Genomic DNA, 26,107 nt, shown 5'->3' with positions numbered 1-26,107 from the left:
GCCATAGAAGAGCCTTCGAACTACTACGGTTGCGGTGTGGTCCCGGCGTCTACTGCGTTACTCACCGACAAGTACGAGTTGACGATGCTCGCGGCCGCGCTCAACGACGGGACCGCGCACCGACGGACAACGTTCGAGGTGTTCGCCCGCCGACTTCCCGAAGGTCGCCGCTACGGCGTGGTCGCCGGAACCGCGCGATTCGTGGAAGCGTTGGCGCAGTTCACGTTCGAGGAGTCCGAACTTTCGGCGCTTTCGGACTTCTGCGATCGCGAGACGCTCGCATACCTCGCCGATTACCGGTTTCGCGGGGACGTGGACGGGTACGCCGAAGGTGAGCTTTACTTCCCCGGCTCCCCCGTCCTCGCCGTCCACGGCACGTTCGGCGAGTGCGTCATCCTGGAAACCCTCGCACTGTCGATTTTGAACCATGACACGGCGATCGCGTCGGCGGCGGCCCGGATGGTCAGCGCAGCACAGGGCCGCACATTGATCGAAATGGGCTCGCGGCGCACTCACGAGCAGGCCGCGGTCGCCTCTGCGCGCGCCGCCTACATCGCAGGTTTCGCCGGGTCGTCCAATCTCGAAGCGCAGCGCACCTTCGGGGTGCCCGCGCTGGGTACGAGCGCGCATGCGTTCACGCTGCTGCATACCTCTTCAAACGGACCTGACGAACAGGCGGCGTTCCGGGCGCAGGTCGACGCGCTCGGCGTCGGCACGACACTGCTTGTCGACACCTACGACATCACCGCGGGCGTGGCCAACGCGGTGGAGGTGGCAGGCCCGGAACTTGGCGCGGTCCGCATCGACTCGGGTGACCTCGGCGTGCTGGCGCGACAGGTCCGCGATCAGCTGGACAGCCTCGGCGCCCATCGGACGCGAATCGTGGTGTCGGGGGATCTCGACGAGTTCGCGATCGCCGCCCTACGCGCCGAGCCTGTCGACACCTACGGCGTGGGAACGTCGGTGGTCACCGGCTCTGGCGCACCGACCGCCGGGATGGTTTACAAGCTGGTCGAGGTGGACGGAATACCGGTGGAGAAGCGAAGTCTTCACAAGGAGTCCCACGGCGGCCGCAAGGGGGCGCTGCGTCTGGCCAAGTCGACTGGCACCGTCGTCGAGGAGGTCGTGCATCCCTTCGGCAACGCCGGGCCGGAGCCCCGGGGCTTGGTCGAACGCCGGCTGATGACGGCGCTGGTCCAGCAGGGCGATCCGGTAAGTGGCGCGGGACTTGACGCTGCGCGCGAGCGCGTCAAGGAGGGGCTGGGAAGCCTCCCGTGGGACGGCCTGAAATTATCCCGAGGTGAACCGGCGATCCCCACCCGCATGATCGCAGCCCGCGATTCACCGGGAAACTAGGAGCAGCCACGGGCGAGACTGGGAACGTCACCGAACTACTGGCCAAAGCGGTCACCGGGCTCGGCGGTTCAGAACGCCTCGGCCAGATCGAGATGGCCGAGGCGGTGGCGCATGCCTTCGAGAGCGGCGAACACCTCGCAGTCCAGGCAGGCACCGGAACCGGGAAGTCACTGGCCTACCTGGTGCCTGCGATCGCACGGGCCGTCGACACCGACGAGCCGGTCGTCATCTCGACGGCGACCATCGCACTGCAGCGGCAGCTGGTCGACCGCGATCTGCCACGGCTGGCCGAATCATTGGCCGACGCGCTACCGCGCACCCCCGAATTTGCGCTGTTGAAGGGCAGGGGAAATTACCTGTGCCTCAACAAGGTTCACAATGGCTCGGCGACAGAGCCGGATGAGCAATCCCAGGAGGAGCTGTTTGAGCCGGTCGCCGCATCGGCCCTCGGCCGCGATGTGCAGCGGCTGATCGCGTGGTCCTCGGATACGGAGACAGGTGATCGCGACGAGCTGACACCGGGAGTGCCTGACCGGTCGTGGTCGCAGGTCAGCGTCTCGGCGCGGGAATGCATCGGTGTTTCTCGCTGCCCGTTCGGCACCGACTGTTTCGCCGAGAAGGCTCGCGACAAGGCCGGCCATTCCGATGTGGTCGTCACCAATCACGCACTGCTGGCCATCGACGCCGTGTCCGACGCCGCCGTCCTTCCCGAGCACCAACTGCTCGTGGTCGACGAAGCGCATGAACTCGTCGACCGAGTGACCGGCGTGGCCACCGGAGAACTCTCGGCGACGTCCATGGCTGTCGCCCACCGACGTGCCGCGCGCCTGGTCGACCAGGAACTCGCGCAACGACTGGAGGTCGCGACCGCAACACTGTCGTCGGTCATCCACGACGCCGCGCCCGGGCGTATCGACATCCTCGACGACGAAATGGCCACCAATCTGACCGCTCTGCGCGACGCCGCGCACCGGGCGCGGTCGGCGATCGATACCAGTCCGAGCGACCCGAAGGCGGCGTCGGCGCGCGCCGAAGCCGTCACCGCACTGACCGATCTGGGCGACACCGCATCGCGCATCCTCGACTCCTTCGTGCCGGCCATTCCGGACCGCACCGACGTGGTGTGGCTGGAACGCGAAGAGAACCGCGGCAATACGCGGGTGTTTCTTCGGGTCGCGCCGTTGTCGGTGTCTTCTCTGTTGCGCAGCAGGCTGTTCGAACAATCGACAGCCGTGCTCACCTCGGCCACACTGACGCTCGGGGGCAACTTCGACGCGATGGCGTCGGCGTGGGGCCTGGCCGGCGATGACGCCAAGGTCCGGTGGCGCGGCATCGACGTCGGTTCGCCGTTCGAGCACGCGAAGTCGGGCATCCTCTACGTCGCCGCCCACCTCCCCCCGCCGGGTCGCGACGGCACCGGCTCGGCCGAACAACTCGACGAGATCGCCGCGCTCGTCACCGCGGCCGGGGGCCGTACGCTCGGCCTGTTCTCGTCGATGCGCGCGGCGAAGGCCGCCGCCGAGATCATGCGAGATCGCCTCGCCACCCCGATCCTGTGTCAGGGCGAGGACACCACATCGGCGCTGGTGAAGCGGTTCGCCGATGATGCACAGACGTCACTGTTCGGGACGCTGTCGCTGTGGCAGGGCGTCGACGTTCCCGGCCCGTCGCTGTCGCTGGTGCTCATCGATCGCATCCCGTTCCCCAGGCCTGACGACCCGCTGCTGACGGCACGCCAGCGTGCGGTGGCCGCCCGAGGCGGCAACGGTTTCATGGCGGTCGCCGCCAGCCACGCTGCGCTGCTGCTGGCTCAGGGCGCCGGCCGGCTACTGCGGCGCATCGACGACCGGGGCGTGGTCGCGGTACTGGACTCGCGCATGGCCACCGCCCGCTACAGCGGGTTCCTGCGGGCGTCGCTGCCGCCGTTCTGGGCGACCACTGACACCGTTCGGGTCCGTGCGGCGCTCGAACGCTTACGCGCGGGCTGATTACTTTCATTACCCTGTCGGCTAACCCCGCGCCCGCGCTGCCCGCCCGGGCCGCCGGCGGACCCGGAGAAAGGCGGCGTCAATGCCCCCACGTCACCTGGCGGGCGCCGTGATCGCGGTATCCGCGGCGCTGCTCATCACGTCGTGCAGCACGACGCTGCAGGGCAATGCGGTCTCGGTGTTCGACGACCCGTTCAGGGTCGCAGGAATGCCCGCCACCGACGGGGCCAGCGGCCTGCGGCCTGTTCCCGACCCCCCGACTCGCGATGTGCTAGACACCGACGACGGCGACATGGACGAACTCGGCCGTCAGGCGATCAGCGACATCGAAGAGTTCTGGGAAGCCGTGTACGGCGAGTCCTTCGATGGCAATTTCGAACCGGTGACGGAGCTGATCTCATGGGACGCAAACGGTTTCGACGACACCGAGTTCTGCGGCGACACCACGTACGGAATCGTGAACGCGGGCTACTGCCTTGACGACCACACCATCGGATGGGACCGCGGTGAGCTCTTGCCTGCGCTGCAACGGGCCCACGGCGACATGGGCGTGGCGCTGGTGCTCGCACACGAGTACGGGCACGCCGTTCAGTACCAGTCCGGGATGGCCGACGATGACACCCCGACGCTGGTGTCCGAGCAGCAGGCCGACTGTCTGGCCGGCGCCTACATGCGTTGGGTGGCCGAAGACAACTCGCCGCGCTTCACACTCTCGACCGCAGACGGACTGAACAACGTGCTGGCGGCCGTCATCGGGTTCCGCGATCCGCTGCTGAACATCGACGATCCCGAGGTCGGCATGGACGAACACGGTTCGGCATTCGAACGGGTGTCGGCCTTCCAGTTCGGATTCACCGACGGGGTGGCTGCCTGTGCATCGATCGACATGAGGGAGATCGGTCAGCGCCGCGGCGACCTGCCCGTCCTGCTCCCCGAGGATCACACGGGTGAACTGGCGATCACCGAGAAGTCGGTGCAAGACATCATCGGCGCGATGGACACGTTGTTCAGCCCGAAGAACCCGCCGAAGCTGAGCTTCGACGCCGTCGACTGTGCCGACGCGCGAACGAGTCCACCGGTCTCTTTCTGTCCGGCGACCAACACCATCGTCGTCGACCTCCCCGAACTGGAAGCGATGGGCGCTCAGCCGGATTACGAGGACGACGTCGGCCTGGCCACCGGTGACAATTCCGCCTATTCCATCCTGATGTCGCGCTACATGCAGGCCATCCAGCATGAGCACGGTGGGGTGGCACTCGACAATGCCGAGGCCGCGCTGCGCACCGCGTGCCTGACCGGCGTCGCCACCGCCAAGTTCTCGAATGACAGCAGCACACCCGGCGGAAACACCATCACGCTGACCGCCGGTGACGTCGACGAGGCGGTGTCGGGCATCCTCACCAACGGTTTGGCCGCCAGTGACGTCAACGGTGAATCGGTGCCGTCGGGCTTCTCACGGATCGATGCATTCCGCGTCGGCGTGCTCGGTGATCAGGAGCGCTGCTTCAAACGCTTCGACTGACGCACACCGCGACTAGATCTTTTTCGTCACGCCGTACCAGGCCAGCACGGCTTCAGACTGCTGAGTGGACCTCGTCAGGAACGCGTATGAGCGGATGAACGACTCACCCACGCAACCGTCGATCTTGACGCGGAAATTGCTGACCATCACCCATGGGTCGGCGCCGACGTAGTCCTTCTTGGTGACCGGGATGATGTTGATCAGGCCGGGCTTGAGTCCCACGGTGATGCCGCCGCCGAGATTTCCCCCCAACCCGGGCAGGATGCCGTCGATCCCCGGCGAGATGACGTCGATGCCGATGAGTCCGATGGACGGGTTGATGCCCATCGTGCCGGTCAGCGAGACGCCGTTGGAGGTGCTCATGTCGATGCCGCAGCCGATTTCGTAGCCGACCTCGAGAGTGCCCCCGGTTTCCTCACCGTCGTCGGGCCCCCTCAGCGTGCCGCTATAGGTTCCGCCGACGACGTATTCACGCGACGACAACGCGGTGGTGAGCGGTGGGATGGGGGCCTGGGTCTCGTCTTTGGCCGACAGCGTGAGCTCCCAGCCATCCGGCGTCTCAGTCACGGCGGGCGGCGTCGACTCGACGGGGCCCTCGTCGACGGGCGGCAGCGGGGCAGCCACGGGCAGGGGTGCATCGACCGGGACGGGCTGGGGCTCTGGCCCAGGCTGGGCAAGGGCGGTTCCGCCCGATGTACAACTCAGCAATCCACCGATGGCCAACACTGTGATGCCGCTTCGCAGCACATCCCCAACCGTCACACCCGAGCCCTTTCCCACGCCTCGCGGTAATTGACGCAACCTACCCCGACCGAGATACGCGCGGAGCAGGTGTCCGCGAGATTGACCCGCAAACAGCAGCGCTCAAAAAGGTATCCGCACCACGAAGCCGGCTTCCAGCGCGACCCAGAGCGCACCCTCAGGACCGATCGCAAGGCCATGCGGCTCACTGCCAGGCGGGAGGTCGACCGTGACGATCTCGCCGTCGCCACTCACCCGGGCGAGCTGGTCCGAACCCCACAGACTGACCCACACTCCGCCCTCCGGATCGGCGACGACGGCGTGCGGCTTACCCGGCAGGTCGATCTCCTGGATCGCCTCATTCATCGGGATCCTTCCGAGCCGCTCGGCATGGATCTCGGTGAACCAGATCGCGTCGTCGTGGGTCGCCGCGATACCCACCGGACCCGCTGCGGCAGTGGGTAGGTCACGCACCGACAGTTCACCCGACAGTGTCAGCCGACCAATTGCGTTGCGCTGGTTGAGGGTGAACCACAGCGCGTTGTCGGGTCCGCTGACGATCATCGACGGCGCCCCACCGACGGGATGCGGATCGGACAGCTCGCCATCGACGGAGATTCGTCCGATGTTTCCTCTCGTCATCGCGGTGAACCACAGGGCGCCGTCTGCTCCGACGGTGATGCCGTACGGCGCGCTGCCCTCCTCCAGCGCGAACTCGGACAACTCCCCCGCCGTGCTGATCCGCCCGATGCGATCGTCACCGTTGCGGGTGAACCACAACGCGCCATCCGGGCCTGAGGTGATGATGGACGGACGGCACTCAGCGGCAACGGGGAAGACCTCGACATCGCCGCCCGCCGTCACCCGTGCGACCGCGCCGCGGTGCACCAACGTCACCCACAGCGCGCCGTCGGAGCCGGCAGCCAGTGCGTAGGGCCCGCCATCGACCGCAACGTTGAGGGCCGTCACGCGAGCGTGACGAGGCCGAGTTCGTTGTCTCCCGCTAGCAACGCATGGTGGGGCAACACCCGCACCGTGTACCCCACGGGCCCCGCGACCGGCAGCGGTGCGGTCGTCGTGAAGATCTCGTTGCCGCCGTCGGCGGTACCCGTGTGCTGCATGGGTACGGTCACCGGATCCACCAGCGCATCCCCGGCGTCGACGCGCCCGAGCACCGCCTGCACGGACACCTCTTCGGGTGTCAGGTCGGCCAGGTGAACCGTCGCAGTCAGCGTCAGTTCGGAGCCCAGCAGCGGAGTATCCGGAAGCCCGTAACTGTCGACGTCGGTGATCTGAATCTTCGGCCACGCCTCGGCAGCGCGTTCGCGATAGGCCGCCAGCTCGCGTGCTGCACCGAACGGCTCGCCGTCGGCGCCGGCTTCGACAGTCTTGCGCAGCGATTGAGCGGCGGGCGCGTAGTACTTCTCGGTGTAGTCGCGCACCATGCGCGAGGCCAGCACCTTCGGTCCGAGCGCGATCAGTGTGTGGCGCACCATCTCCACCCACCGCTCGGGGACGCCGTGCTCGTTGCGGTCGTAGAACCTCGGGGCAACGGACTTCTCCATCAGGTCGTACAGCGCGGCGGCCTCGAGATCGTCGCGCCGCCCGTCGTCGGCCAGTCCGTCGGCGGTCGGTATCTCCCAACCGTTTTCACCGTCATACCACTCGTCCCACCAACCGTCGCGGATCGACAGGTTCAGCCCGCCGTTGAGCGCACTCTTCATGCCCGACGTGCCGCACGCCTCCAGCGGTCTCAGTGGATTGTTCAGCCAGACATCGCAGCCCCAGTACAACTGGCGCGCCATCGACATGTCGTAGTCGGGCAGGAATGCGATGCGGTGCCGGACCTCGGGCCGATCCGCGAACTTCACGACCTGCTGGATCAACGCCTTTCCGCCGTCGTCGGCGGGGTGTGACTTACCTGCGACGATCAGCTGGAGCGGACGGTCCGCGTCGAGCAGAAGCTTCTCCAGTCGCTCCGCATCGCGCAGCATCAGGGTCAGCCGCTTGTACGTGGGGACTCGTCGCGCGAACCCGATGGTCAATACGTTGGGATCGAACGCCGTTGCAATCCAGCTCAATTCGGCCTCCGCAGCGCCCCTTTCCAGCCAAGATCGATGCAACCGCGCACGGACGTCGGAGACCAGCTTCGCGCGAAGCTGTGAGCGAATCCACCACATGTGCCCCGGATCAACCTGATGCAATCGCCCCCACACCTCGGGTTCGCGCAGCATGCCGAGGTCGTCGTTGCCGATCAGTTCGCGGCCCAACTCCAACCATTCGGGCGCCGCCCAGGTGGGCGCGTGCACGCCGTTCGTGATCGAGCCGATGGGCACCTCGTTCGAGTCGAAGCCGGGCCACAGCTCGTTGAACATGCCGCGGCTCACCTTGCCGTGCAGCAATGAGACGCCATTGGCCCGCTGAGCAAGCCGGAGACCCATATGCGCCATGTTGAACTTCGAGGGGTCATCCTCGGCCCCGAACCAGATGATGCGATCCAGCGATACGCCGGGAAGCAGCCGCGAGTCGGCCCCCGAGTCGTCGGCGGGGCTGCCAAAGTAGCGCTTGACCATCTCCACCGGGAACCGGTCGATCCCGGCCGGGACGGGCGTATGGGTGGTGAACACCGTCGACGAGCGCACCACGGTCAGTGCGGTGTCGAAATCCAGCCCGGCGTCGATCAGCTCGCGGATCCGCTCGACGCCGAGGAAACCGGCGTGCCCTTCGTTCATGTGGAACACCTCGGGCGAGGCCAGGCCCTCGACCTCGGTGAACGCGCGGATCGCGCGCACACCGCCGATGCCGGCCAGGATCTCCTGCTTGATTCGGTGTTCCTGGTCACCACCGTAAAGCCGGTCGGTCACACCGCGGAGGTCGTGGTCGTTCTCCGGAATGTCGGAATCCAACAGCAGCAAGGGAATTCGGCCGACCTGGGCGATCCAGACCCGCGCACGCAACTCGGCGCCATCGGGCATCGCAAGGCCGACCAGCACCGCGTTGTCTTCGGCATCCGTGAGCAGTCGCAATGGCAGGCCCTGCGGATCGAGCGACGGATAGCTTTCGTGCTGCCAGCCGTCGGCGGTCAACGACTGCCGGAAGTAACCCGACCGGTACAGCAGGCCCACCGCGATCAGCGGCAGTCCTAGGTCAGAGGCCGACTTCAGATGGTCGCCGGCAAGAATGCCCAGGCCGCCGGAGTAGTTGGGTAGCACCTCGGCGACGCCGAACTCCATCGAAAAGTATGCGATGCCGTTGGGCAGTTCTGCACCGTGGTCGAGCTGCTGCTGGTACCAGAGCGGCCGGGACAGGTAATCGTCCAGTTCACCGGCCAATTCGTCGAGCTGCCGGACAAAGGATTCATCCGCGGCAAGCTCGTCGAGCCGTTTCGGGCTGACCTGACCCAGCAACGCGACCGGGTCGCATCCGACCTGCTTCCAGAGCTCCGGATCGATTGTCGCGAACAGATCCTGGGTCGGCTTATCCCAAGACCACCGCAGATTGATCGACAGCCTTTCGAGCGCCACCATGCGTTCGGGAAGGTGTGCGCGGACGGTGAACCTTCGCAGAGCTTTCATGGGGCCATCACGCGACTCAACCTTACTGACATTTCGTCGCACTGCAGACCTGGTCCTCGTACGGCTTCACCTCCGGTTGGTTGGGCAGCGCATTACGGTGGGTATAGGCGCAAAGAAGCGAATGATGAGCTCATCCAGGCAGCGTGAAGGAGTGGTGGGAAGTGGTCGGTCGGATCGGGATCGATGACGTCGCCCCCGTCGTATCCGGTGGACGATTCCCGGCCAAGGCCGTCGTCGGCGAGATCGTGCCGGTGCGCGCGACGGTATGGCGAGAAGGCCATGACGCCGTCTCGGCCACCCTCGTCGTCCGCTACCACGGTCCGGCCTATCCGCAGCTCGTCAACGGACCGACAAGCGCGGCGCCTGCGGCCGCGGAGGCGGTGCCTATCGAGACGGTCGTCAATCCACGGCCACGCATCACCCGGCACCATCTGTCGATGGCTATGGGCACGACCCCGGATGTATTTCACGGTCAGTTCACCCCCGACAACGTCGGACTATGGACTTATCGAGTCGACGCATGGGGCGATCCGATCGCGACATGGCGCAAGGCTGTCATTGCGAAGCTGGACGCCGGCCAAGGCGAGGACGAGCTGTCCAACGATCTACTGGTCGGAGCGCGGCTACTCGAACGGGCGACGCCGGGAGTGCCGCGCAAGCTGCGAGACCCGATCATCGAGGCAGCGGAGTTGTTGCGAAAGCCCGGCGACCCGTTCACCCGGGCCGCCGCAGCACTCTCACCCGATGTGACGCAGTTGCTCACCGAGCATCCGTTGCGCGAATTGGTCACCCGCGGTGAGCAATACGGTGTATGGGTGGACCGTCCGCTGGCCCGGTTCAGTGGATGGTACGAGCTGTTTCCGCGCTCGACGGGCGGGTGGGACAAAAAGGGCAAGCCTGTCCATGGCACGTTCGCCACCGCCGCCAAGGCGCTTCCGCGCATCGCGGCTATGGGCTTCGACGTGGTTTACCTTCCGCCGATTCATCCGATCGGTACGGTTCATCGCAAAGGCCGCAACAACTCCGTCACCGCTGCCCCGGGTGACGTCGGTTCACCGTGGGCGATCGGCAGCGACAAGGGTGGCCATGACGCGATCCATCCCGAACTGGGCACGATCGACGACTTCGATGAATTCGTCTCTGCCGCAAGCGATCAAGGCATGGAAGTGGCGCTGGACCTGGCGCTGCAGTGTGCACCCGACCATCCATGGGCGAAGGATCATCCGGAATGGTTCACGGTGCTCCCCGACGGCACCATCGCCTACGCCGAGAACCCGCCGAAGAAGTACCAGGACATCTATCCGATCAACTTCGACGACGACCCCGCCGGTCTGTACGAAGAGGTACTGCGGGTGGTGCGGTTCTGGGTCTCCCACGGGATCAAGGTGTTTCGGGTGGACAACCCGCATACCAAGCCGCCCGATTTCTGGGCGTGGCTGATCGGCAAGGTCAAGGGCGAAGATCCCGACGTGCTCTTCCTCGCCGAGGCCTTCACCAGGCCGGCGCGGCTCTACGGTCTGGCCAAACTCGGATTCACACAGTCCTACACGTACTTCACATGGCGCACGGCAAAGTGGGAGCTCACCGAATTCGGTCAACAGATCGCCGAGCATGCCGACTACGCGCGGCCCAATCTGTTCGTCAACACGCCGGACATCCTTCACGAAAGCCTTCAGCACGGCGGCCCCGGCATGTTCGCGATCCGCGCGGTGCTGGCCGCGACGATGAGCTCGTCGTGGGGCGTGTATTCGGGTTATGAACTCTTCGAGCACCGCGCTGTCCGCGAGGGCAGCGAGGAGTACCTCAATTCCGAGAAGTATGAGTTGAGGCCCCGCGATTTCGAGGCGGCGCTGGCAGACGGTGAATCACTCGAGCCCTTCCTGACCCGGCTCAACGAGATCCGCCGCGTCCATCCAGCGCTGCACCAGCTGCGCACCATCAAATTCCACCATGTCGACAACGACGCCTTGTTGGCTTACAGCAAGTTCGACCCCGGCACGGGCGATCAGGTACTGGTGGTGGTGACGCTCAACCCGTTCGGCCCGGAAGAGGCGACGCTGTGGCTGGATATGAGCGCGCTGGGTATGGAGCCCTACGACCGCTTTTGGGTGCGCGACGAGATCACCGGTAACGAATACCAATGGGGGCAAGCGAATTATGTTCGCCTCGATCCGGCTAACGCTGTGGCGCATGTGCTGAACATGCCCCAGGTGCCGGCCGACCAACGACTCAACCTACTGCGTAGGGAGTGACGACATGACACAGACCAACCAACTCGCCAGCCCCAATCTGCGGCCCCATACGGCCGACCTGAACCGGCTGCTCGCCGGCGAACACCACGATCCACATTCGATTCTGGGCGCCCACGAGTACGACGACCATACGATCATTCGCGCGTACCGACCCCACGCGGTCGACGTGGTGGCCGTCGTGGGGGGTCAGCGCTATCCGTTCGGCCACATCGAGGGCGGCCTGTTCGCTGTCGCGCTGCCGCTGACCAATCTGGTGGACTACCGACTCGAGGTCAGCTACGCCGCGGGCGACGGACAGTCCGTACACACCGTCGCTGATGCGTACCGCTTCCTACCCACCCTCGGTGAGATAGATCTGCACCTCTTCGCCGAAGGCCGTCACGAGCAGCTATGGGATATCCTCGGCGCGCATCCCCGTAGCTTCACCACGCCCGACGGCGTGGTCGAAGGAGTGTCCTTCGCAGTGTGGGCACCGAATGCCAAGGGCGTCAGCCTGATCGGTGAGTTCAACCACTGGGACGGCAATGAGGCCCAGCTGCGAGTGCTCGGCTCCACGGGCGTGTGGGAACTGTTCTGGCCCGGATTCGAGGTCGGCGGGCTCTACAAGTTCCGGGTGCACGGCGCCGACGGTTCGGTGAGCGACCGTGCCGACCCGATGGCGTTCGCCACCGAGGTGCCGCCCCAGACAGCCTCGAAGGTCACCAAGAGCGAGTACACCTGGGCGGATCAGGAGTGGATGGCCGCGCGAGCCAAGAAGAACCCGGTATTCGAGCCGATGAGCACGCTCGAGGTGCACCTGATGTCGTGGCGACCGGGTCTGACCTATCGCGAATTGGCAACCGAACTGACCGAATATGTGGTCGCCAACGGTTTCACTCACGTCGAGTTGATGCCGGTCGCCGAGCACCCGTTCGGCCCCTCCTGGGGCTATCAGGTGACGTCGTACTACGCGCCGACCTCACGATTGGGCACCCCCGACGAGTTCCGCCATGTGGTGGACACCCTGCACCGGGCAGGCATCGGCGTGATCATGGACTGGGTCCCGGCCCACTTCCCGAAGGACGCGTGGGCGCTGGGCCGCTTCGACGGCACGGCGCTGTACGAACACTCTGACCCGCGACGCGGTGAACAACTCGACTGGGGCACTTACGTGTTCGACTTCGGACGCGCCGAAGTCCGCAACTTCCTGGTGGCCAACGCGCTGTACTGGCTGCTGGAGTATCACATCGACGGGCTTCGGGTGGATGCGGTCGCATCGATGCTTTACCTGGACTATTCACGACCCGAAGACGGCTGGACGCCGAACATCTACGGTGGTCGCGAGAACCTCGAAGCTGTGCAGTTCCTGCAGGAGATGAATGCCACGGTGCACAAACTCGCCCCAGGCATCGTCACCGTCGCCGAGGAGTCCACGTCGTGGCCCGGCGTGACCCGACCGACAAACCTTGGCGGCCTTGGCTTCTCGATGAAGTGGAACATGGGCTGGATGAACGACACGTTGGAGTTCATCAAGCGCGATCCGATTCACCGCAGCTACCACCATCACGAGATCACGTTCTCGATGCTTTACGCGTTCAGCGAGAACTTCGTGTTGCCAATCAGCCACGACGAGGTCGTCCACGGTAAGGGCACGTTGTGGGGACGCATGCCCGGCAACGACCACGTCAAGGCCGCCGGACTGCGCGGCCTACTGGCGTACCAGTGGGCCCACCCCGGCAAGCAGCTGCTGTTCATGGGCCAGGAGTTCGGACAGCGTGCCGAGTGGTCGGAGGAGCGCGGTGTCGACTGGTATCAGCTCGACGAGAACAGCTTCTCCACCGGAGTGCAGCGGTTCGTCCACGATATGAACACCGTTTACAGCGGCTCGCGGGCGTTGTGGTCCCAAGACACCAAGCCTGAGGGCTATTCGTGGATCGACGCCAACGACTCGGCTAACAACGTGCTGAGTTTCATGCGCTTCGGCGACGACGGTTCCAAGCTGGCATGCGTGTTCAACTTCTCCGGCGCCGAGCACTCCCGTTATCGGCTCGGCCTTCCACATGCGGGTACCTGGCGGGAAGTACTGAACTCCGACGCCGACATCTACAACGGGTCGGGTATCGGCAACTACGGAGCCGTCGAGGCGACCGACGAGCCGTGGCACGGCCGTCCGGCGTCAGCGCTCATGGTGCTGCCCCCGATGGCCGCACTGTGGTTCGAGCCGGTCGACCCGGAGTAGCCGCTTACTCACAATCAGACGCTTACGATCGGCGGATGCCGGACGGTGTGAGAGTGGAGCAGTCGCGGGCCATCCCGGTGACCCCAACGCAGGCTTACCGCGGAATCATCGACATGGATCCGACGGTCGTTTTCAAACGCCGCTACGGCCCGATACCACCGATAACGGGTGTCGGCGGTCGGGACGGCGGCAACTGGGCGGGCACCGTCGGCCAAACTCGCAGCTTCGCGCTCGGCGGCGGCGGAAGCATCACCGAAACGGTGGTCAGCGTCGACGAACCGCGCGAATGGAACTACGTCATCACTGATTTCGTAGGTCCACTTGGGGCCCTGTTGACGCGGATCGACGGCCAGTTCCACTTCACGCCCGCGGGAACCGGCACTCGGGTCACTTGGCGCTACGTGATGCATCCGCGGTCTCGACTCGCGACTCCCGCCCTTCCAGCCTTCAGCTGGTTCTGGCGCGGGTACGCGCGTCAGGTCCTCGAGGAATTTTCGAAGGTGCTCGTCGACTAGCGAGCGGATCAGTACAGCGCGTTGGCCAGCTTGCGCCTGCCGGCGATCACCTCTGGGTCGGCCGGATCGAAGAGATCGAACAGCTCGATGAGCCGAGTCCGTACCTTGGTGCGATCGTCATCGGCGGTGCGTTTGAACAATGCGATCAGTCGGTCGAACGCCGATGCGATGTTCTGCTGCAGGATTTCCACGTCGGCCGCGGCGAACACCGCCTCGATGTCGTCGGGTGCGGCATCAGCCACAGTCAAGGCGTCCGGACGGTGCGCCGATGCGCGCTGCAGAAATCCGATCTGACGCACCGCGCCTTTGGCCTCGGGATCATTCGGCTTGGCCTCGAGTATCGCCTGATACGCGCTGCGCGCGGCATCGAAGTCACCGGCGTCGAGATGTGCGCGCGCCTGAACCAATTCGGGGTCCACGTGTTCGGGATCCTCAGCATCACCTGCGCCGCCGAGTTTTCCCGCGGTCGCATTCAGCAGCGAGTCGATCCAGCCGCGCAACTGCTCGGGTGGCTGCATCCCCTGGAAGCTCGAAAGAGGCTGCCCTCCGCCCAACGCCACGACGGTCGGGATGGCTTGGACGCCGAACATCTGCGCCACCCTTGGAACGGTGTCCACGTTGACCGTTGCCAGCGACCACTTGCCGCCGTCGGCGGCGGCGAGACTCGCCAGCGCGTCACCCAATTGGATACTCGCGTCGCTGCGCGATGACCACAGCAGAACGACGACGGGAACCTGGCTCGAGCGGACCAAAACCTCGGCTTCGAGATTGGCCTCGGTGACCTCGACACCGCCGGACGGGCCGGCCGCGCCTCCGCCGCCGGCAGCAGCCGGTTGCTTGAGGGCCGAAAGATCAATCGCACCTGCCATGGAGGCAGCAGCAGGACGTGGACGAGTCACGCCCACAAGTTTGTCACGTCGTTTCGGGAACCGGCTGCCCCGGTTGGATGATCGCCGCAATCGGTGCCGCTACGCCCATTTTCCCGGTCCGATCTGCCCATATGAGGAAGATCACACTGCCCAGCGGCACGATGCTCGCGATCAACGCCAACAACCAGGTCCCGACCGACCATTTGAACGCGATCCCGGCCAACACGGCCGCCACCACGAAACCCATGAAGATCAGCCCGTGCGCCATGCCGAACACCTTGACGCCGATCTCGGTTGGCGCGCTGGCCAGGTATTTGAAATACATTCCGACCAGCAGACCGACCCAACTGAAGGCCTCGAGCAAAGCGACGAGCCGAAACCACCCAGCAATGGACCGAAGATCGAAAGCGCCTGTCATGGCCGCCATTGTGCCCGAATAGCGAGCGAATTACTACGCCACGTCGTAGATGTTCACCCCGCGCGCAGCACCAGGGCGTCGCCCTGACCACCGGCGCCGCACAGCGCCGCGACGGCGTAGCCAGAACCGCGTCGCGCCAATTCAAGGGCGGCGTGCAGCGTGATCCGGGCACCCGACATCCCGATCGGATGCCCGACGGCGATCGCACCCCCATTCACGTTGACCTTCTCGGGGTCGACGCCCAACTCCTTCATCGACGCGAGTGCAACCGCGGAGAACGCTTCGTTGATCTCGATGACGTCCAGCTGATCGACCGAAATGCCTTCGCGGGCAATCGCTTTCTTGATGGCGTTGGCCGGCTGGGACTGCAAGGTCGAATCCGGGCCCGCAACCACGCCGTGGGCGCCGATCTCGCACAACCAGGTCAGCCCCATCTCCTGGGCCTTCTCCTTGTTCATCACGACCACCGCGGCGGCGCCATCGGAGATCTGCGACGCCGATCCGGCGGTGATGGTGCCGTCCTTGCGGAACGCGGGCTTGAGACCGGCCAGAGAATCGGCGGTGGTGTTGGCGCGGATGCCCTCATCCTCGGTGAACTCGATTGGGTCGCCCTTGCGCTGCGGGATCTTCACCGGCACGACCTCGTCGGCGAAGACGCCGTCTTTCCAGGCCGCCGCGGCCTTTTGGTGCGAACGTGCCGCGAACTCGTCCTGCTCGGCCCGGGTGAACTGGTCGACGTCGTTGCGCTGCTCGGTCAGCGCGCCCATCGGCTGATCGGTGAAAACGTCGTGCAGACCGTCATAGGCCATGTGGTCGCGAACGGTGACGTCGCCGTACTTGTACCCCCCTCGGCTGTCCATCAGTAGGTGCGGCGCCCTGGTCATCGACTCCTGGCCCCCCGCGACCACGACGTCGAACTCGCCGGCACGAATCAGCTGATCGGCCAGCGCAATGGCGTCGATGCCCGACAGACACATCTTGTTGATGGTCAGCGACGGCACATCCCAACCGATACCCGCGGACACCGCTGCCTGCCTGGCGGGCATTTGCCCGGCGCCTGCGGTGAGGACCTGGCCCATGATCACGTATTCGACCGCCGAGGCCGGGACCTTGGCCTTTTCCAGCGCTCCAACGATCGCAACGGCACCCAGGTCACTACCCGAGAAGTCTTTAAGCGATCCCATGAGTTTGCCAACCGGCGTGCGGGCGCCAGCAACAATTACCGATGTCGTCATTAATAACCTCCGGGGTCCTGCCGACCAATGTGACCGATTACGCATATGCAACCGTTCTAGTAAACGTTACCGTTGGCTTATGACCGCCGAGCAGATCGATGCCCGTCCGGCCCTCGCGAGCGCGTTGGTCACAGCAGTTGACCACGTCGGCATCGCCGTTCCCGATCTCGATGTGGCCATCACGTGGTACCACGACCACCTCGGAATGATCGTTCTGCACGAAGAAGTCAACGACGACCAAGGCATCCGCGAGGCCATGCTGGCCGTGCGCGGTGCGCCGGTCGGCAGCGCCCAGATTCAGTTGATGGCACCCCTCGATGAGAATTCGACCATCGCGAAGTTCCTCGACAAGCGTGGTCCCGGAATTCAGCAGATCGCTTACCGCGTCAGCGACATCGATGCACTCACCGAGCGACTGCGCGCCGATGGCGTCCGACTCATCTACGACGCACCGCGCCGCGGCACGTCGAATTCGCGGATCAACTTCATCCATCCCAAGGATGGCGGCGGCGTTCTCATCGAACTCGTCGAGCCCGCCGATCACTGACGCTGGGCCTTCGCTTTCCAGCGCGTCAAGACCACTTGCGGGTCGGACCGCGCGTCGCCCGGTTCGTCCAGCACGGCGTGTGCCAGTGCCGCCGGTCTTCTGACGCCTGATCGCCACGATCGGCCGGCCAAACGAGTACATGTGCAGTGCCGGAGCGAATTTCGTGATCGCATCCGGGGCAGCGGTACGTCTTCGTCGCACGTGCGGCCGCGACAGGCCGCACTTCGTACTCATAGCCGTCCGGCCCGGTTTCGATCCGCCGAGCCGCGGGAAGCGGCGGCGCGGCGCGCTGCTTGCGCGGCGGTGTACGGCGCCTGGGCATGTCGTCGACGCTCAGAAGAGCCGGAACTCGTCGCTGTCCATGCCGCGCATCTGGTCGTAGTCCAGAGTGACGCAACGAATCCCGCGGTCGGTCGCCAGCGTCCTCGCCTGGGGTTTGATCTGCTGGGCAGCGAAAACGCCCGCGACGGGTGCGAGCACGGTGTCGCGATTGAGGAGTTCGAGATAACGGGTGAGTTGTTCGACGCCGTCGATCTCGCCTCGCCGTTTGATCTCGACGGCGACCGAGCGACCGTTCTCGTCGCGGCACAGCAGATCGACGGGCCCGATCGCGGTCATGTACTCGCGGCGCACTAGTGAGTAGCCCGTGCCGAGCAGCTCGACGTGTTCGGCCAGCAGTTCCTGCAGATGCGCCTCGACGCCGTCCTTGACCAATCCGGGGTCGACGCCGAGTTCGTGACTGGAGTCATGCTCGATGTCCTCCAGAGTGATGCGCAGCTGCTCCCCCGCCTTGTTCTCGACCACCCACACCGGACAGGGCCCGTCGGGTTCCTCGGTGAGCCAGCAGGGCGGGCTCATCCAGTTCAGCGGCTTATAGGCGCGGTCATCGGCGTGGACACTGACCGATCCGTCGGCCTTGACGAGGAGCAGGCGGCGGGCCGACGGCAGATGCGCGGTCAGGCGCCCGACGTAGTTGACGGTGCACTGGGCGATCACGAGACGCACCCGAACCACCTTAAGGGGCCGGACGGCAACCTAGGCTTTAGCCACGATGACGGCCAACAAGTCCGTGGCACAGCGACTCGGTCGCGTGCTGGAGCGGGTGACGAGCCAGAGCAGCCGCGTGCCCGCCACGCCCGAGTACGGCTCGTGGGTCCTCGGCCGGGTATCCGAGAGCCAACGCAAGCGGCGCGTTCGCATCCAGATCATTCTCACCGCATTCGTCGTCGTCGCGAACCTCATCGGTATCGGGGTGGCCGCCCTGGTTGTCACCGTCGCCTTCCCGACGCCCAGCGTCTTCGAACCCGGGGTCCGTCCGATCACCTTCATCGCGGTGCCGATCTACGTCGCGACCGCGCTGATCGTCGGGGTTTTCTGGGCGACCACCCGCGTGATGAACAATGTCCGTTGGGCCATAGAGGAACGACCGCCAACGCGCGAGGACCAGCGCAACACGTTCTTCGCCCCGTGGCGGCTCACCCGCGTGTTGCTGGCTCTCTGGGGAACCGGCACCGTCGTCCTCACGACGTTGTATGGCATGGTCGACGCCGACTTCATCCCGAAATGGTTGTTGGGCATCAGTTTTCCCGGCATCGTCGTATCGGCCAGCTGCTATCTCTTCACTGAGTTCGCACTGCGCCCGGTCGCTGCGCAGGCGCTGGAGGCGGGCAGGCCGCCGCGCCGCGTCGCCGAGGGCATCATGGGCCGCACGATGCTGGTCTGGGCCCTGGGCTCAGGCGTGCCGGTGCTCGGGATCTTCCTCGCCGCCGCAATCACTCTGATTCAACAGAATGTAACGCCAACGCAATTCATCATCGCCGTCATGATTCTCGCGCTGTTCGCGCTGGTCTTCGGGTTCATCCTGATGCTGATCCTGTCCTGGCTCACCGTCACGCCGGTGCGGGTGGTGCGCGCCGCCCTCACCCGCGTCGAGCAGGGGGACCTCGACACGAACCTGGTGGTGTTCGACGGCACCGAACTCGGGCAGCTGCAGCGGGGCTTCAACTCGATGGTCGCGGGATTACGTGAGCGAGAACGTGTTCGGGATCTGTTCGGTCGTCACGTCGGCCGCGAGGTGGCTGCCGCGGCAGAGCAACAGCGGCCGAAGCTGGGCGGCGAGGAGCGCCACGTCGCGGTGATCTTCGTCGACATCATCGGGTCCACACAGTTGGTGACCGGTCGGCCTGCGACCGAGGTCGTCGACCTGTTGAACCGGTTCTTCGCGGTCATCGTCGACGAAGTCGATCGCCACCACGGATTTGTCAACAAATTCGAAGGCGACGCGGCCCTGGCCGTCTTCGGTGCGCCCAATCACCTCGACAATCCCGAAGGCGAGGCACTGGCCGCCGCCCGCGCGATTGCCCGGCGAATCCGCGACGAGGCACCCGAATGCGACGCCGGTATCGGCGTCGCGGCCGGCGAAGCGGTGGCCGGCAACATAGGCGCCAACGAGCGCTTCGAGTACACCGTGATCGGCGAGCCCGTCAACGAGGCGGCCCGCCTGTGCGAGTTGGCGAAAGATTCGCCGGGACACCTGCTGGCATCCTCGGACGCGGTGTCGAACGCCGATGAGACTGAGCGTGCGCACTGGACTCTCGGCGACTCGGTGACGCTACGGGGCCACGACGAACCGATTCGGCTCGCGCATCCGGTCTAGCCGGCACGGAATTCCTTGGCGGCCGCCCTCGCATCGTCAAGCGTGTCGAACACAATCACGTCACGGCCTTGCCGGATGCCTGTGGGCACCACCTTGTTGTCCGGGTCGACCAGGAAGCCTTCTTTATCCACGGCGGTCAGGGCGGTCCGCATGCCGGCGAGCATGCTGCGCGCGGCGTCGTTGATGTCGTCAATCCGCGACACCTCCAAAACAGCGACGTCATAGTCGTCCCGCTCGATTTCGATGGTGCGAAGTACCTGTTCAGCACCGGCAAATAACAAGTCGCCGTGCAGTTCGTACACCCGCACGCCCTCACACAGGTCATAGCGCGCACGGATAGTTGATGAGGATTCCCTTGTGACAGTGAGGAAATGTAGCCCCAGCCGCGCGGAAAGGCTGCGACACACCCGCACTCCGCGCACGCTGTTGCCCCTGGCATCCAAAAGCGGTGAGTAGACCCCGATCCCCAGTTGCCCGGGCAAGACGGCGACAATGCCGCCCCCCACGCCGCTCTTGGCGGGCAAGCCAACGGCGCTCACCCAATCCCCCGCGGCGTCGTACATTCCACAGGTCACCATCACACTCAGCGTGCGCTGCACGACCGCAGCATCCATCACCCGTCGCCCAGTACACGGATTTATGCCACCACGCGCAAGCGTCGTCGCCATCCGGGCCAGATCGGTGCTAGTCACCTTCAGCGAGCACTGGCGGAAATACACGTCGAGTACTTCGTCGGGGTCGCCGCCAAGCACCCCGAAGCTCTGCAGCATGTAGGCGATGGCGCGATTACGGGCACCGGTGTCCCGCTCGGAGGTGTACACCGCATGGTCCATCTCGAGGCGCCGCCCGGCGCACGCCGAGTAGAAATCCTGAATCCGGTTGAATCGCTCGTCGGGAGTCGCACCCGGCACAAGCGCCACGGCCGCGATCGCTCCCGCGTTGATCATCGGGTTCTTCGGTGTCTTGGTGGTGTCGTCGACGCTTATTTCGTTGAACGCCTCCCCCGATGGCTCGACACCGATCTTGGCATCGACGGCCTGCTGGCCGGACTGGTCAAGCGCCAATGCGTAGGTGAACGGCTTCGAGATCGACTGAATCGTGAATTCGATTGCGGCATCGCCGGATTCGTAGACATACCCGTCGGACAACGACAGCGAGAGACCAAGTCTGGAAGGATCAACACAGGCCAGTTCGGGGATGTAGCAGGCGAGTTCACCTTCGGTGACGTCAGCGTGCTCAGCCCGGATCCGGTCCAGGTATTGCTGCACCAGTTCGGCCACGGTGTGGAGTGTAATCAGCCACGCCGTCACACCGTCTGGACGTACTCCTTGCGTGCTGCATCACATCTGGCGCCCGGTAAGTGATACTCAACGTCACAGTAACTAAACTGGGGTGCATGCAAGGTTCGCTTGCCCCCGAGGGCCTGCTGAAGATCGAGGAATGTCTCGATAACGACGGCGACATAGTTCTGCCGCCCGGCGTGACGCTGATATCGCTCATCGACCGCAACATCGCGAACGTCGGCGACACGGTTGCCTACCGCTACCTGGATTTCGCCCGCTCGGCCGACGGTACGGCCGCTGAACTCACGTGGAACCAGCTCGGCTGCCGGATGCGAGCCGTCGGCGCCCGACTGCAACAAGTGACGTCGCGCGGTGACCGGGTGGCGGTCCTGGCGCCACCGGGCCTCGACTACGTCACGGCGTTTTTCGCTGCGGTCAAGGCGGGGACCATCGCGGTGCCCTTGTTCGCCCCCGAACTCCAAGGGCACACCGAACGTCTGGAAACGGCGCTGCGCGATGCGCGGCCCACGGCCATCCTGACGACGGCTGCGGCGGCCAAAACAGTACGAGCCTTCCTCGCAGAGCTCGCCTTCGCACGCACGATGCCGGTCATCACCGTCGACGACATCCCCGACTCGGCCTCCGAGGGATTCCTTCCGGTGGATATCGACGTGGACGAGGTCTCGCATCTGCAGTACACCTCGGGGTCTACGCGATCGCCGGTCGGGGTGGAAATCACCCACCGCGCGGTCGGAACCAACCTGCTGCAGATGATCCTGTCCATCGACCTGCTCGACAGAAACACCCACGGGGTCAGCTGGCTTCCGCTCTACCACGACATGGGGTTGTCGATGATCGGCTTCCCGGCGGTGTACGGGGGCCACTCGACGCTGATGTCCCCCACTGCCTTCATTCGGCGGCCGCAGCGCTGGATCCGTGCGTTGTCGGACGGATCACGGCAAGGGCGTGTGGTCACCGCGGCACCGAACTTCGCCTACGAATACACCGCACAGCGCGGCCCGCCCGCACCCGATGAGGATCTCGACCTCCGCAATGTGGTGATGATCATCGGCTCCGAGCCAGTCAGCATGGAAGCGATCACCTCGTTCAATGAGGCGTTCGCGCCATACGGACTGCCGGCCACGGCGATCAAACCGTCGTACGGGATCGCCGAGGCGACCCTGTTCGTATCGACCATCGCCCCGTCCGCCCGTGCGACGGTGGCCTACTTCGACCGTGGCCGACTTGCCGAAGGTCAGGCGGTGCGCGTCGCGGCGGATGATGGCGACGCGGTCGCGCATGTGTCGTGCGGTCAGGTCGCCCGCAGTCAGTGGGCGGTCATCGTCGACCCCGACGCTGCCACCGAACTCGCCGACGGCCGGGTCGGCGAGATCTGGCTGCACGGCAACAACACGGCCCGGCGATACTGGGGGCGGCCCGAGGCATCCCGGCAGACGTTCGACGCCACGCTGCGGTCCCGACTGCAGTCGGGAAGTCACGCCGACGGTTACACGGTTGACGGAACATGGTTGCGCACCGGCGATCTCGGCGTGTACCTCGACGGCGAACTGTATGTGACCGGACGCCGCGCCGACGTCATTCATGTCGACGGCCGACACCACTACCCACAGGATGTCGAGGCCACCGCGCAAGCCGCCTCGCCCATCGTGCGGCGCGGTTACCTGGCGGCGTTCTCCACCGATGCCGGCGTCGTCATCGTCGCGGAGCGCGCGTCGGGTACTCGCCGTGCCGATCCCGACGCCGCGGGCGAAGCGATCCGCGCGGCCGTCGCCGATGTGCACGGATTCGGTGTCGCGGACATCCGATTCGTGCCGGCGGGCGCCATCCCGCGCACCACTAGCGGCAAGGTGGCCCGTCGCGCATGCCGCGGCGAATATCTCAGCGGCGACTTACGCGGATAATCGTCGGGCCGTTCGTCAGCTGTCGCCGGCGCCGACCTCAGCAGGCAGCGGCGGCGGCAACGGCGTCGTCGGCGTTGCCGACGGTGATGCCTCAGCCGGCGAGCCACCGACGCCGGACTGTTGCGGGGCATGGAAGTCGGTCATCGTTTCATCGCGGATTATTTCCCTGCCCGCGCTGACGACCAAGGAGTCTTCGGTCACCCAGTAGGTGATGCCGTCGTTTTCGGCGGTGTAACCCTCGGTGGATTTCTTGGCGGGGACGATCAGCTTGGCGCCGTCGCTCAACCGCACGCCGCGGTACTCGTACTCACCGTCGGACACACAGATCGCCACCCGCGATGTTTTCGTGCTGCCGAAGACGACAGCCTCGCTCGGCGAGGTGCAGCGCGCGGTCGAGTCGATGTAGCCCTGATCGTCGGCGGTGGGGGCGGCCGTGCCCGACGCCGGCCCGGCAAGGGCCAGCACTGAGCACGCCGCAGCGGCGACGGTCAGGCGAAGGGGGACCAGCGCGCGTATCGACATCACCCTCCACCTGAGCACGATCTGGGCTGGCACGCGAGTACCGATGCCGACAATTGTCGAGATCGTTAGCCCGCTGACATCGGAGGCCGCCGTGGCCGGCCCGCCCGCGACGACGATGTCGGATTTCCGCCAGTCATGTCGGTGGGCACGTGTAATTGTTTGAGCTGTGCACGACGATTTCGACCGCTGCTACCGGGTCGTCCAGTCCAAGGACGCGCGGTTCGACGGCTGGTTCGTGACTGCCGTGCTGACCACGAAGATCTACTGCAGGCCCAGCTGCCCGGTACGCCCGCCATTCGCCCGCAACATGCGGTTCTACCCCACGGCGGCCGCCGCGCAGAGGGCCGGCTTCCGGGCCTGCAAGCGCTGCCGACCGGACGCCTCACCGGGTTCGCCGGAGTGGAACGTGCGCGGCGACGTAGTCGCCAGGGCGATGCGACTGATCACCGACGGCACCGTCGACCGTGAAGGCGTCACGGGCCTCGCCGCTCGCGTCGGATACACCACGCGCCAACTCGAGCGCTTGTTGCAGGCGGAGGTGGGGGCGAATCCGCTTGCGCTGGCGAGAGCGCAGCGCACGCAGACCGCCCGCGTGCTCGTCGAAACCACCGAATTGCCGTTCGGCGACGTCGCATTCGCGGCCGGTTTCTCCAGCATCCGCCAATTCAACGACACGGTGCGGGCGGTGTGCGATCTGACTCCCACTGCGTTGCGCCACCGTGCGCGTTCGCGGTTCAGCCGCGGCGAGAGCGGGGCCGGTGCGCTGTCCTTGCGGTTGCCGGTGCGCACACCGTTCGCATACGAAGGACTGTTCGGCCACTTGGCGGCCAGCGCGGTGCCGGGCGTCGAGGAGGTGCGTGAGGGCAGATACCGGCGCACGCTGAGGCTGGCCAACGGGAATGGAATCGTCAGTCTCACACCACAACCCGACCACGTGCAATGCGATGTCAAGTTGGATGACTTCCGGGACCTCGCAGCGGCGATCGCGCGCTGCCGCCGGCTGCTCGACCTCGACGCGGACCCGGAGGCGGTCGTTGACGCGCTGAGTGCCGACCCTGACCTCAGTGTGCTGGTCGCCAAGGCGCCTGGACAGCGCATACCGCGAACAGTCGACGAGCAGGAACTGGCGTTGCGGGTGGTGCTTGGTCAGCAGGTATCCATCAAGGCCGCGCGTACGCACGCGGCCCGCATCGCCACTGCCTACGGCCGGCCGGTCGCCGATGTCGAAGGTGGCCTCACGTACGTGTTCCCGGCGGTCGAGGATCTTGCCGAGATAGACCCGGCGCACCTCGCCTTCCCGAGGTCCCGCCAGCGGACGCTGATCACGCTGATCCATGCGCTGGCCGAACGAGATGTCGTTCTGGACGCCGGATGCGACTGGGAGCGCGCCCGCGCACAGCTGGTGGGATTGCCTGGCATCGGACCGTGGACCGCAGAGGTGATCGCGATGCGGGGCCTCGGTGACCCGGATGCGTTTCCCGCCAGTGATCTCGGAGTGCGCATCGCTGCGCGGCAGTTGGGTCTGCCGGCCGCTTCGCGCGCACTCATCGAACACAGCATGCGCTGGCGTCCGTGGCGCTCCTATGCGACCCAGCACCTGTGGACAGCGCTGGATCACGCGGTCAACGTGTGGCCGCCGAAGGAGAATGATGGAAACCTTGCAATTCCGCACCGTCGACAGTCCCGTCGGCCTACTCACCCTGGCCGGCAAGGGCGGACGGTTGAGACACCTGCGGATGGTCGACCAGACCTATGAGCCCAGCCACGAGGGATGGGAAACCGACGACAATGCGTTCCCCGACGCTGTCGAGCAGCTCGGAGCCTATTTCGCTTGGGAGCGAACCGATTTCGATTTGAGTCTCGACCTCGTTGGCACCGAGTTCCAGCGACGCGTGTGGGCGGCACTGCTGACCATCCCCTACGGCGAGACACGGTCCTACGGAGAGATCGCCAAGCAGATCGGGTCGCCCGGTGCGTTCCGGGCGGTCGGGCTGGCCAACGGCCATAACCCGATCGGCATCATCGTGCCGTGTCATCGGGTGATCGGAGCCAACGGCAGCCTCACCGGATACGGCGGGGGATTGGACCGAAAGCGGACTCTGCTCGACATGGAGAAATCGCACAACGGTGCTGCGCCGACATTGTTCTAGCGACGCAGCGATGATCAAGGCTGCGAAACATAATCTGGTGTTGCATCGCGGTGAGTTCTGCTCTCCGGTGCAGTCTGATCTGCATGGGCAAACTCATCTATGGCTTCAACGTATCGGTGGACGGCTACATCGCCGACGCACAGGGCAACATCGACTGGTCTGATCCGAGCGAAGAACTGCACCAGTACTGGAACGACTTCGCGCGGGAGACGAGATATTGTCAAGACCTGTGGATGAGGTTGTTTCAGGCGACCTCGGTTTCGGTTGATTCGTCGCTCTCGGCGGGTGTGATGCCAACGGGCCGTTCGAGTAGCTTGCCTTTGTGGAACACCGCGCCG

At 65.4% G+C, this 26,107-nt stretch carries 20 protein-coding genes and 2 pseudogenes; 12 read left to right on the top strand and 10 right to left on the bottom strand.

Annotated elements, in window-relative coordinates; all coding sequences use genetic code 11:
• Window positions 1-36: 36 nt before the first annotated feature.
• The 3 genes from CSQ99_RS27510 to CSQ99_RS27500 all read left to right on the top strand — a co-directional run bounded on the left by CSQ99_RS27510 (window position 37) and on the right by CSQ99_RS27500 (window position 4,866).
• The gene (locus CSQ99_RS27510; protein WP_176561249.1) at window positions 37-1,356 is read left to right on the top strand and encodes a nicotinate phosphoribosyltransferase; all 1,320 of its coding nucleotides are present in this window, start codon (window positions 37-39) and stop codon (window positions 1,354-1,356) included.
• 38 nt (window positions 1,357-1,394) lie between these two features.
• On the top strand, window positions 1,395-3,344 hold the full coding sequence (locus CSQ99_RS27505) for an ATP-dependent DNA helicase (protein ID WP_099042162.1): 1,950 nt from the start codon (window positions 1,395-1,397) through the stop codon (window positions 3,342-3,344).
• Between the two features lie 82 nt (window positions 3,345-3,426).
• Window positions 3,427-4,866, top strand: coding sequence for a neutral zinc metallopeptidase (locus CSQ99_RS27500; RefSeq protein WP_099042161.1), 1,440 nt, complete (start codon window positions 3,427-3,429; stop codon window positions 4,864-4,866).
• A gap of 12 nt (window positions 4,867-4,878) precedes the next feature.
• Here the strand turns inward: CSQ99_RS27500 and CSQ99_RS27495 are convergent, their stop codons facing one another.
• From CSQ99_RS27495 to glgP, 3 genes are all read right to left on the bottom strand, one after another.
• A complete protein-coding gene (locus tag CSQ99_RS27495; protein WP_176561248.1) occupies window positions 4,879-5,628 on the bottom strand; it encodes an MspA family porin in 750 nt (249 codons plus the stop codon).
• A 102-nt stretch (window positions 5,629-5,730) separates the two neighbouring features.
• Window positions 5,731-6,576, bottom strand: coding sequence for a virginiamycin B lyase family protein (locus CSQ99_RS27490; protein ID WP_099042160.1), 846 nt, complete (start codon window positions 6,574-6,576; stop codon window positions 5,731-5,733).
• Window positions 6,573-9,182 carry an alpha-glucan family phosphorylase gene (glgP, locus tag CSQ99_RS27485; protein ID WP_099042159.1) on the bottom strand — a complete coding sequence of 870 codons (2,610 nt, stop codon included), beginning with the start codon at window positions 9,180-9,182 and terminating at the stop codon, window positions 6,573-6,575. Before glgP ends, CSQ99_RS27490 begins: the two co-directional genes overlap by 4 nt.
• A gap of 161 nt (window positions 9,183-9,343) precedes the next feature.
• On the opposite strand from glgP, the gene CSQ99_RS27480 reads away from it, so the two are divergent.
• Genes CSQ99_RS27480 through CSQ99_RS27470 form a run of 3 tightly spaced genes read left to right on the top strand, consistent with a single transcriptional unit; the run spans window position 9,344 to window position 14,167 of the window.
• Window positions 9,344-11,434, top strand: coding sequence for an alpha-1,4-glucan--maltose-1-phosphate maltosyltransferase (locus tag CSQ99_RS27480; RefSeq protein ID WP_099042174.1), 2,091 nt, complete (start codon window positions 9,344-9,346; stop codon window positions 11,432-11,434).
• Window positions 11,435-11,438: 4 nt separating this feature from the next.
• Entirely contained in the window at window positions 11,439-13,652 is a 2,214-nt protein-coding gene (glgB, locus tag CSQ99_RS27475; protein ID WP_099042158.1) for a 1,4-alpha-glucan branching protein GlgB, read from the top strand.
• 35 nt (window positions 13,653-13,687) lie between these two features.
• On the top strand, window positions 13,688-14,167 hold the full coding sequence (locus CSQ99_RS27470) for an SRPBCC family protein (RefSeq protein WP_099042157.1): 480 nt from the start codon (window positions 13,688-13,690) through the stop codon (window positions 14,165-14,167).
• 8 nt (window positions 14,168-14,175) lie between these two features.
• On the opposite strand, the gene CSQ99_RS27465 is transcribed toward CSQ99_RS27470, so the two are convergent.
• The 3 genes from CSQ99_RS27465 to CSQ99_RS27455 are packed head-to-tail and all read right to left on the bottom strand — an operon-like array spanning window position 14,176 to window position 16,689.
• A complete protein-coding gene (locus CSQ99_RS27465) occupies window positions 14,176-15,066 on the bottom strand; it encodes a tetratricopeptide repeat protein (protein WP_176561247.1) in 891 nt (296 codons plus the stop codon).
• Between the two features lie 13 nt (window positions 15,067-15,079).
• A complete protein-coding gene (locus CSQ99_RS27460) occupies window positions 15,080-15,463 on the bottom strand; it encodes a DUF3817 domain-containing protein (protein WP_099042155.1) in 384 nt (127 codons plus the stop codon).
• A 44-nt stretch (window positions 15,464-15,507) separates the two neighbouring features.
• Entirely contained in the window at window positions 15,508-16,689 is a 1,182-nt protein-coding gene (locus CSQ99_RS27455) for an acetyl-CoA C-acetyltransferase (protein ID WP_099042154.1), read from the bottom strand.
• Window positions 16,690-16,768: 79 nt separating this feature from the next.
• Here CSQ99_RS27455 and mce point away from each other — a divergent pair, with 79 nt between their 5' ends.
• Window positions 16,769-17,236: a methylmalonyl-CoA epimerase gene (gene mce, locus CSQ99_RS27450; RefSeq protein WP_099042153.1), complete on the top strand. Its 468-nt coding sequence runs from the start codon at window positions 16,769-16,771 to the stop codon at window positions 17,234-17,236.
• 25 nt (window positions 17,237-17,261) lie between these two features.
• Here the strand turns inward: mce and CSQ99_RS31605 are convergent, their stop codons facing one another.
• Both CSQ99_RS31605 and nucS read right to left on the bottom strand, forming a co-directional pair.
• On the bottom strand, window positions 17,262-17,558 hold the full coding sequence (locus CSQ99_RS31605) for a hypothetical protein (protein ID WP_099042152.1): 297 nt from the start codon (window positions 17,556-17,558) through the stop codon (window positions 17,262-17,264).
• Between the two features lie 11 nt (window positions 17,559-17,569).
• Window positions 17,570-18,241 (bottom strand): endonuclease NucS, encoded by a 672-nt coding sequence (nucS, locus tag CSQ99_RS27440; protein ID WP_099042151.1) that lies wholly within the window; start codon window positions 18,239-18,241, stop codon window positions 17,570-17,572.
• Window positions 18,242-18,287: 46 nt separating this feature from the next.
• Between nucS and CSQ99_RS27435 the strand changes: the two genes are divergently transcribed.
• Window positions 18,288-19,892, top strand: a complete 1,605-nt coding sequence (locus tag CSQ99_RS27435) for an adenylate/guanylate cyclase domain-containing protein (protein WP_099042150.1) — start codon at window positions 18,288-18,290, stop codon at window positions 19,890-19,892.
• On the opposite strand, the gene glsA is transcribed toward CSQ99_RS27435, so the two are convergent.
• Complete coding sequence (gene glsA / locus CSQ99_RS27430; RefSeq protein ID WP_099042173.1) at window positions 19,889-21,172, bottom strand: glutaminase A; 1,284 nt, start codon at window positions 21,170-21,172, stop codon at window positions 19,889-19,891. The genes CSQ99_RS27435 and glsA overlap by 4 nt on opposite strands.
• 116 nt (window positions 21,173-21,288) lie before the next feature.
• Here glsA and CSQ99_RS27425 point away from each other — a divergent pair, with 116 nt between their 5' ends.
• Entirely contained in the window at window positions 21,289-23,097 is a 1,809-nt protein-coding gene (locus CSQ99_RS27425; protein ID WP_099042149.1) for a fatty acyl-AMP ligase, read from the top strand.
• A gap of 15 nt (window positions 23,098-23,112) precedes the next feature.
• Here CSQ99_RS27425 and CSQ99_RS27420 read toward each other — a convergent pair whose 3' ends face one another.
• The gene (locus CSQ99_RS27420; protein ID WP_099042148.1) at window positions 23,113-23,619 is read right to left on the bottom strand and encodes a hypothetical protein; all 507 of its coding nucleotides are present in this window, start codon (window positions 23,617-23,619) and stop codon (window positions 23,113-23,115) included.
• Between the two features lie 166 nt (window positions 23,620-23,785).
• Here CSQ99_RS27420 and CSQ99_RS27415 point away from each other — a divergent pair.
• From CSQ99_RS27415 to CSQ99_RS27405, 3 genes and pseudogenes are all read left to right on the top strand, one after another.
• Window positions 23,786-25,264: pseudogene (locus CSQ99_RS27415) on the top strand (AlkA N-terminal domain-containing protein); the annotation flags it as partial.
• Window positions 25,265-25,268: 4 nt separating this feature from the next.
• On the top strand, window positions 25,269-25,769 hold the full coding sequence (locus tag CSQ99_RS27410; protein ID WP_099042147.1) for a methylated-DNA--[protein]-cysteine S-methyltransferase: 501 nt from the start codon (window positions 25,269-25,271) through the stop codon (window positions 25,767-25,769).
• Window positions 25,770-25,852: 83 nt separating this feature from the next.
• Window positions 25,853-25,981: pseudogene (locus CSQ99_RS27405) on the top strand (dihydrofolate reductase family protein); the annotation flags it as partial.
• Window positions 25,982-26,107: the final 126 nt, after the last annotated feature.

The organism is Mycobacterium neglectum, assembly GCF_002591975.1.
GTDB classification, from domain to species: Bacteria; Actinomycetota; Actinomycetes; order Mycobacteriales; family Mycobacteriaceae; genus Mycobacterium; species Mycobacterium neglectum.
The sequence above is the reverse complement of the archived record's forward strand: the minus strand, read 5'-3'. Positions and strand labels throughout refer to the sequence as shown.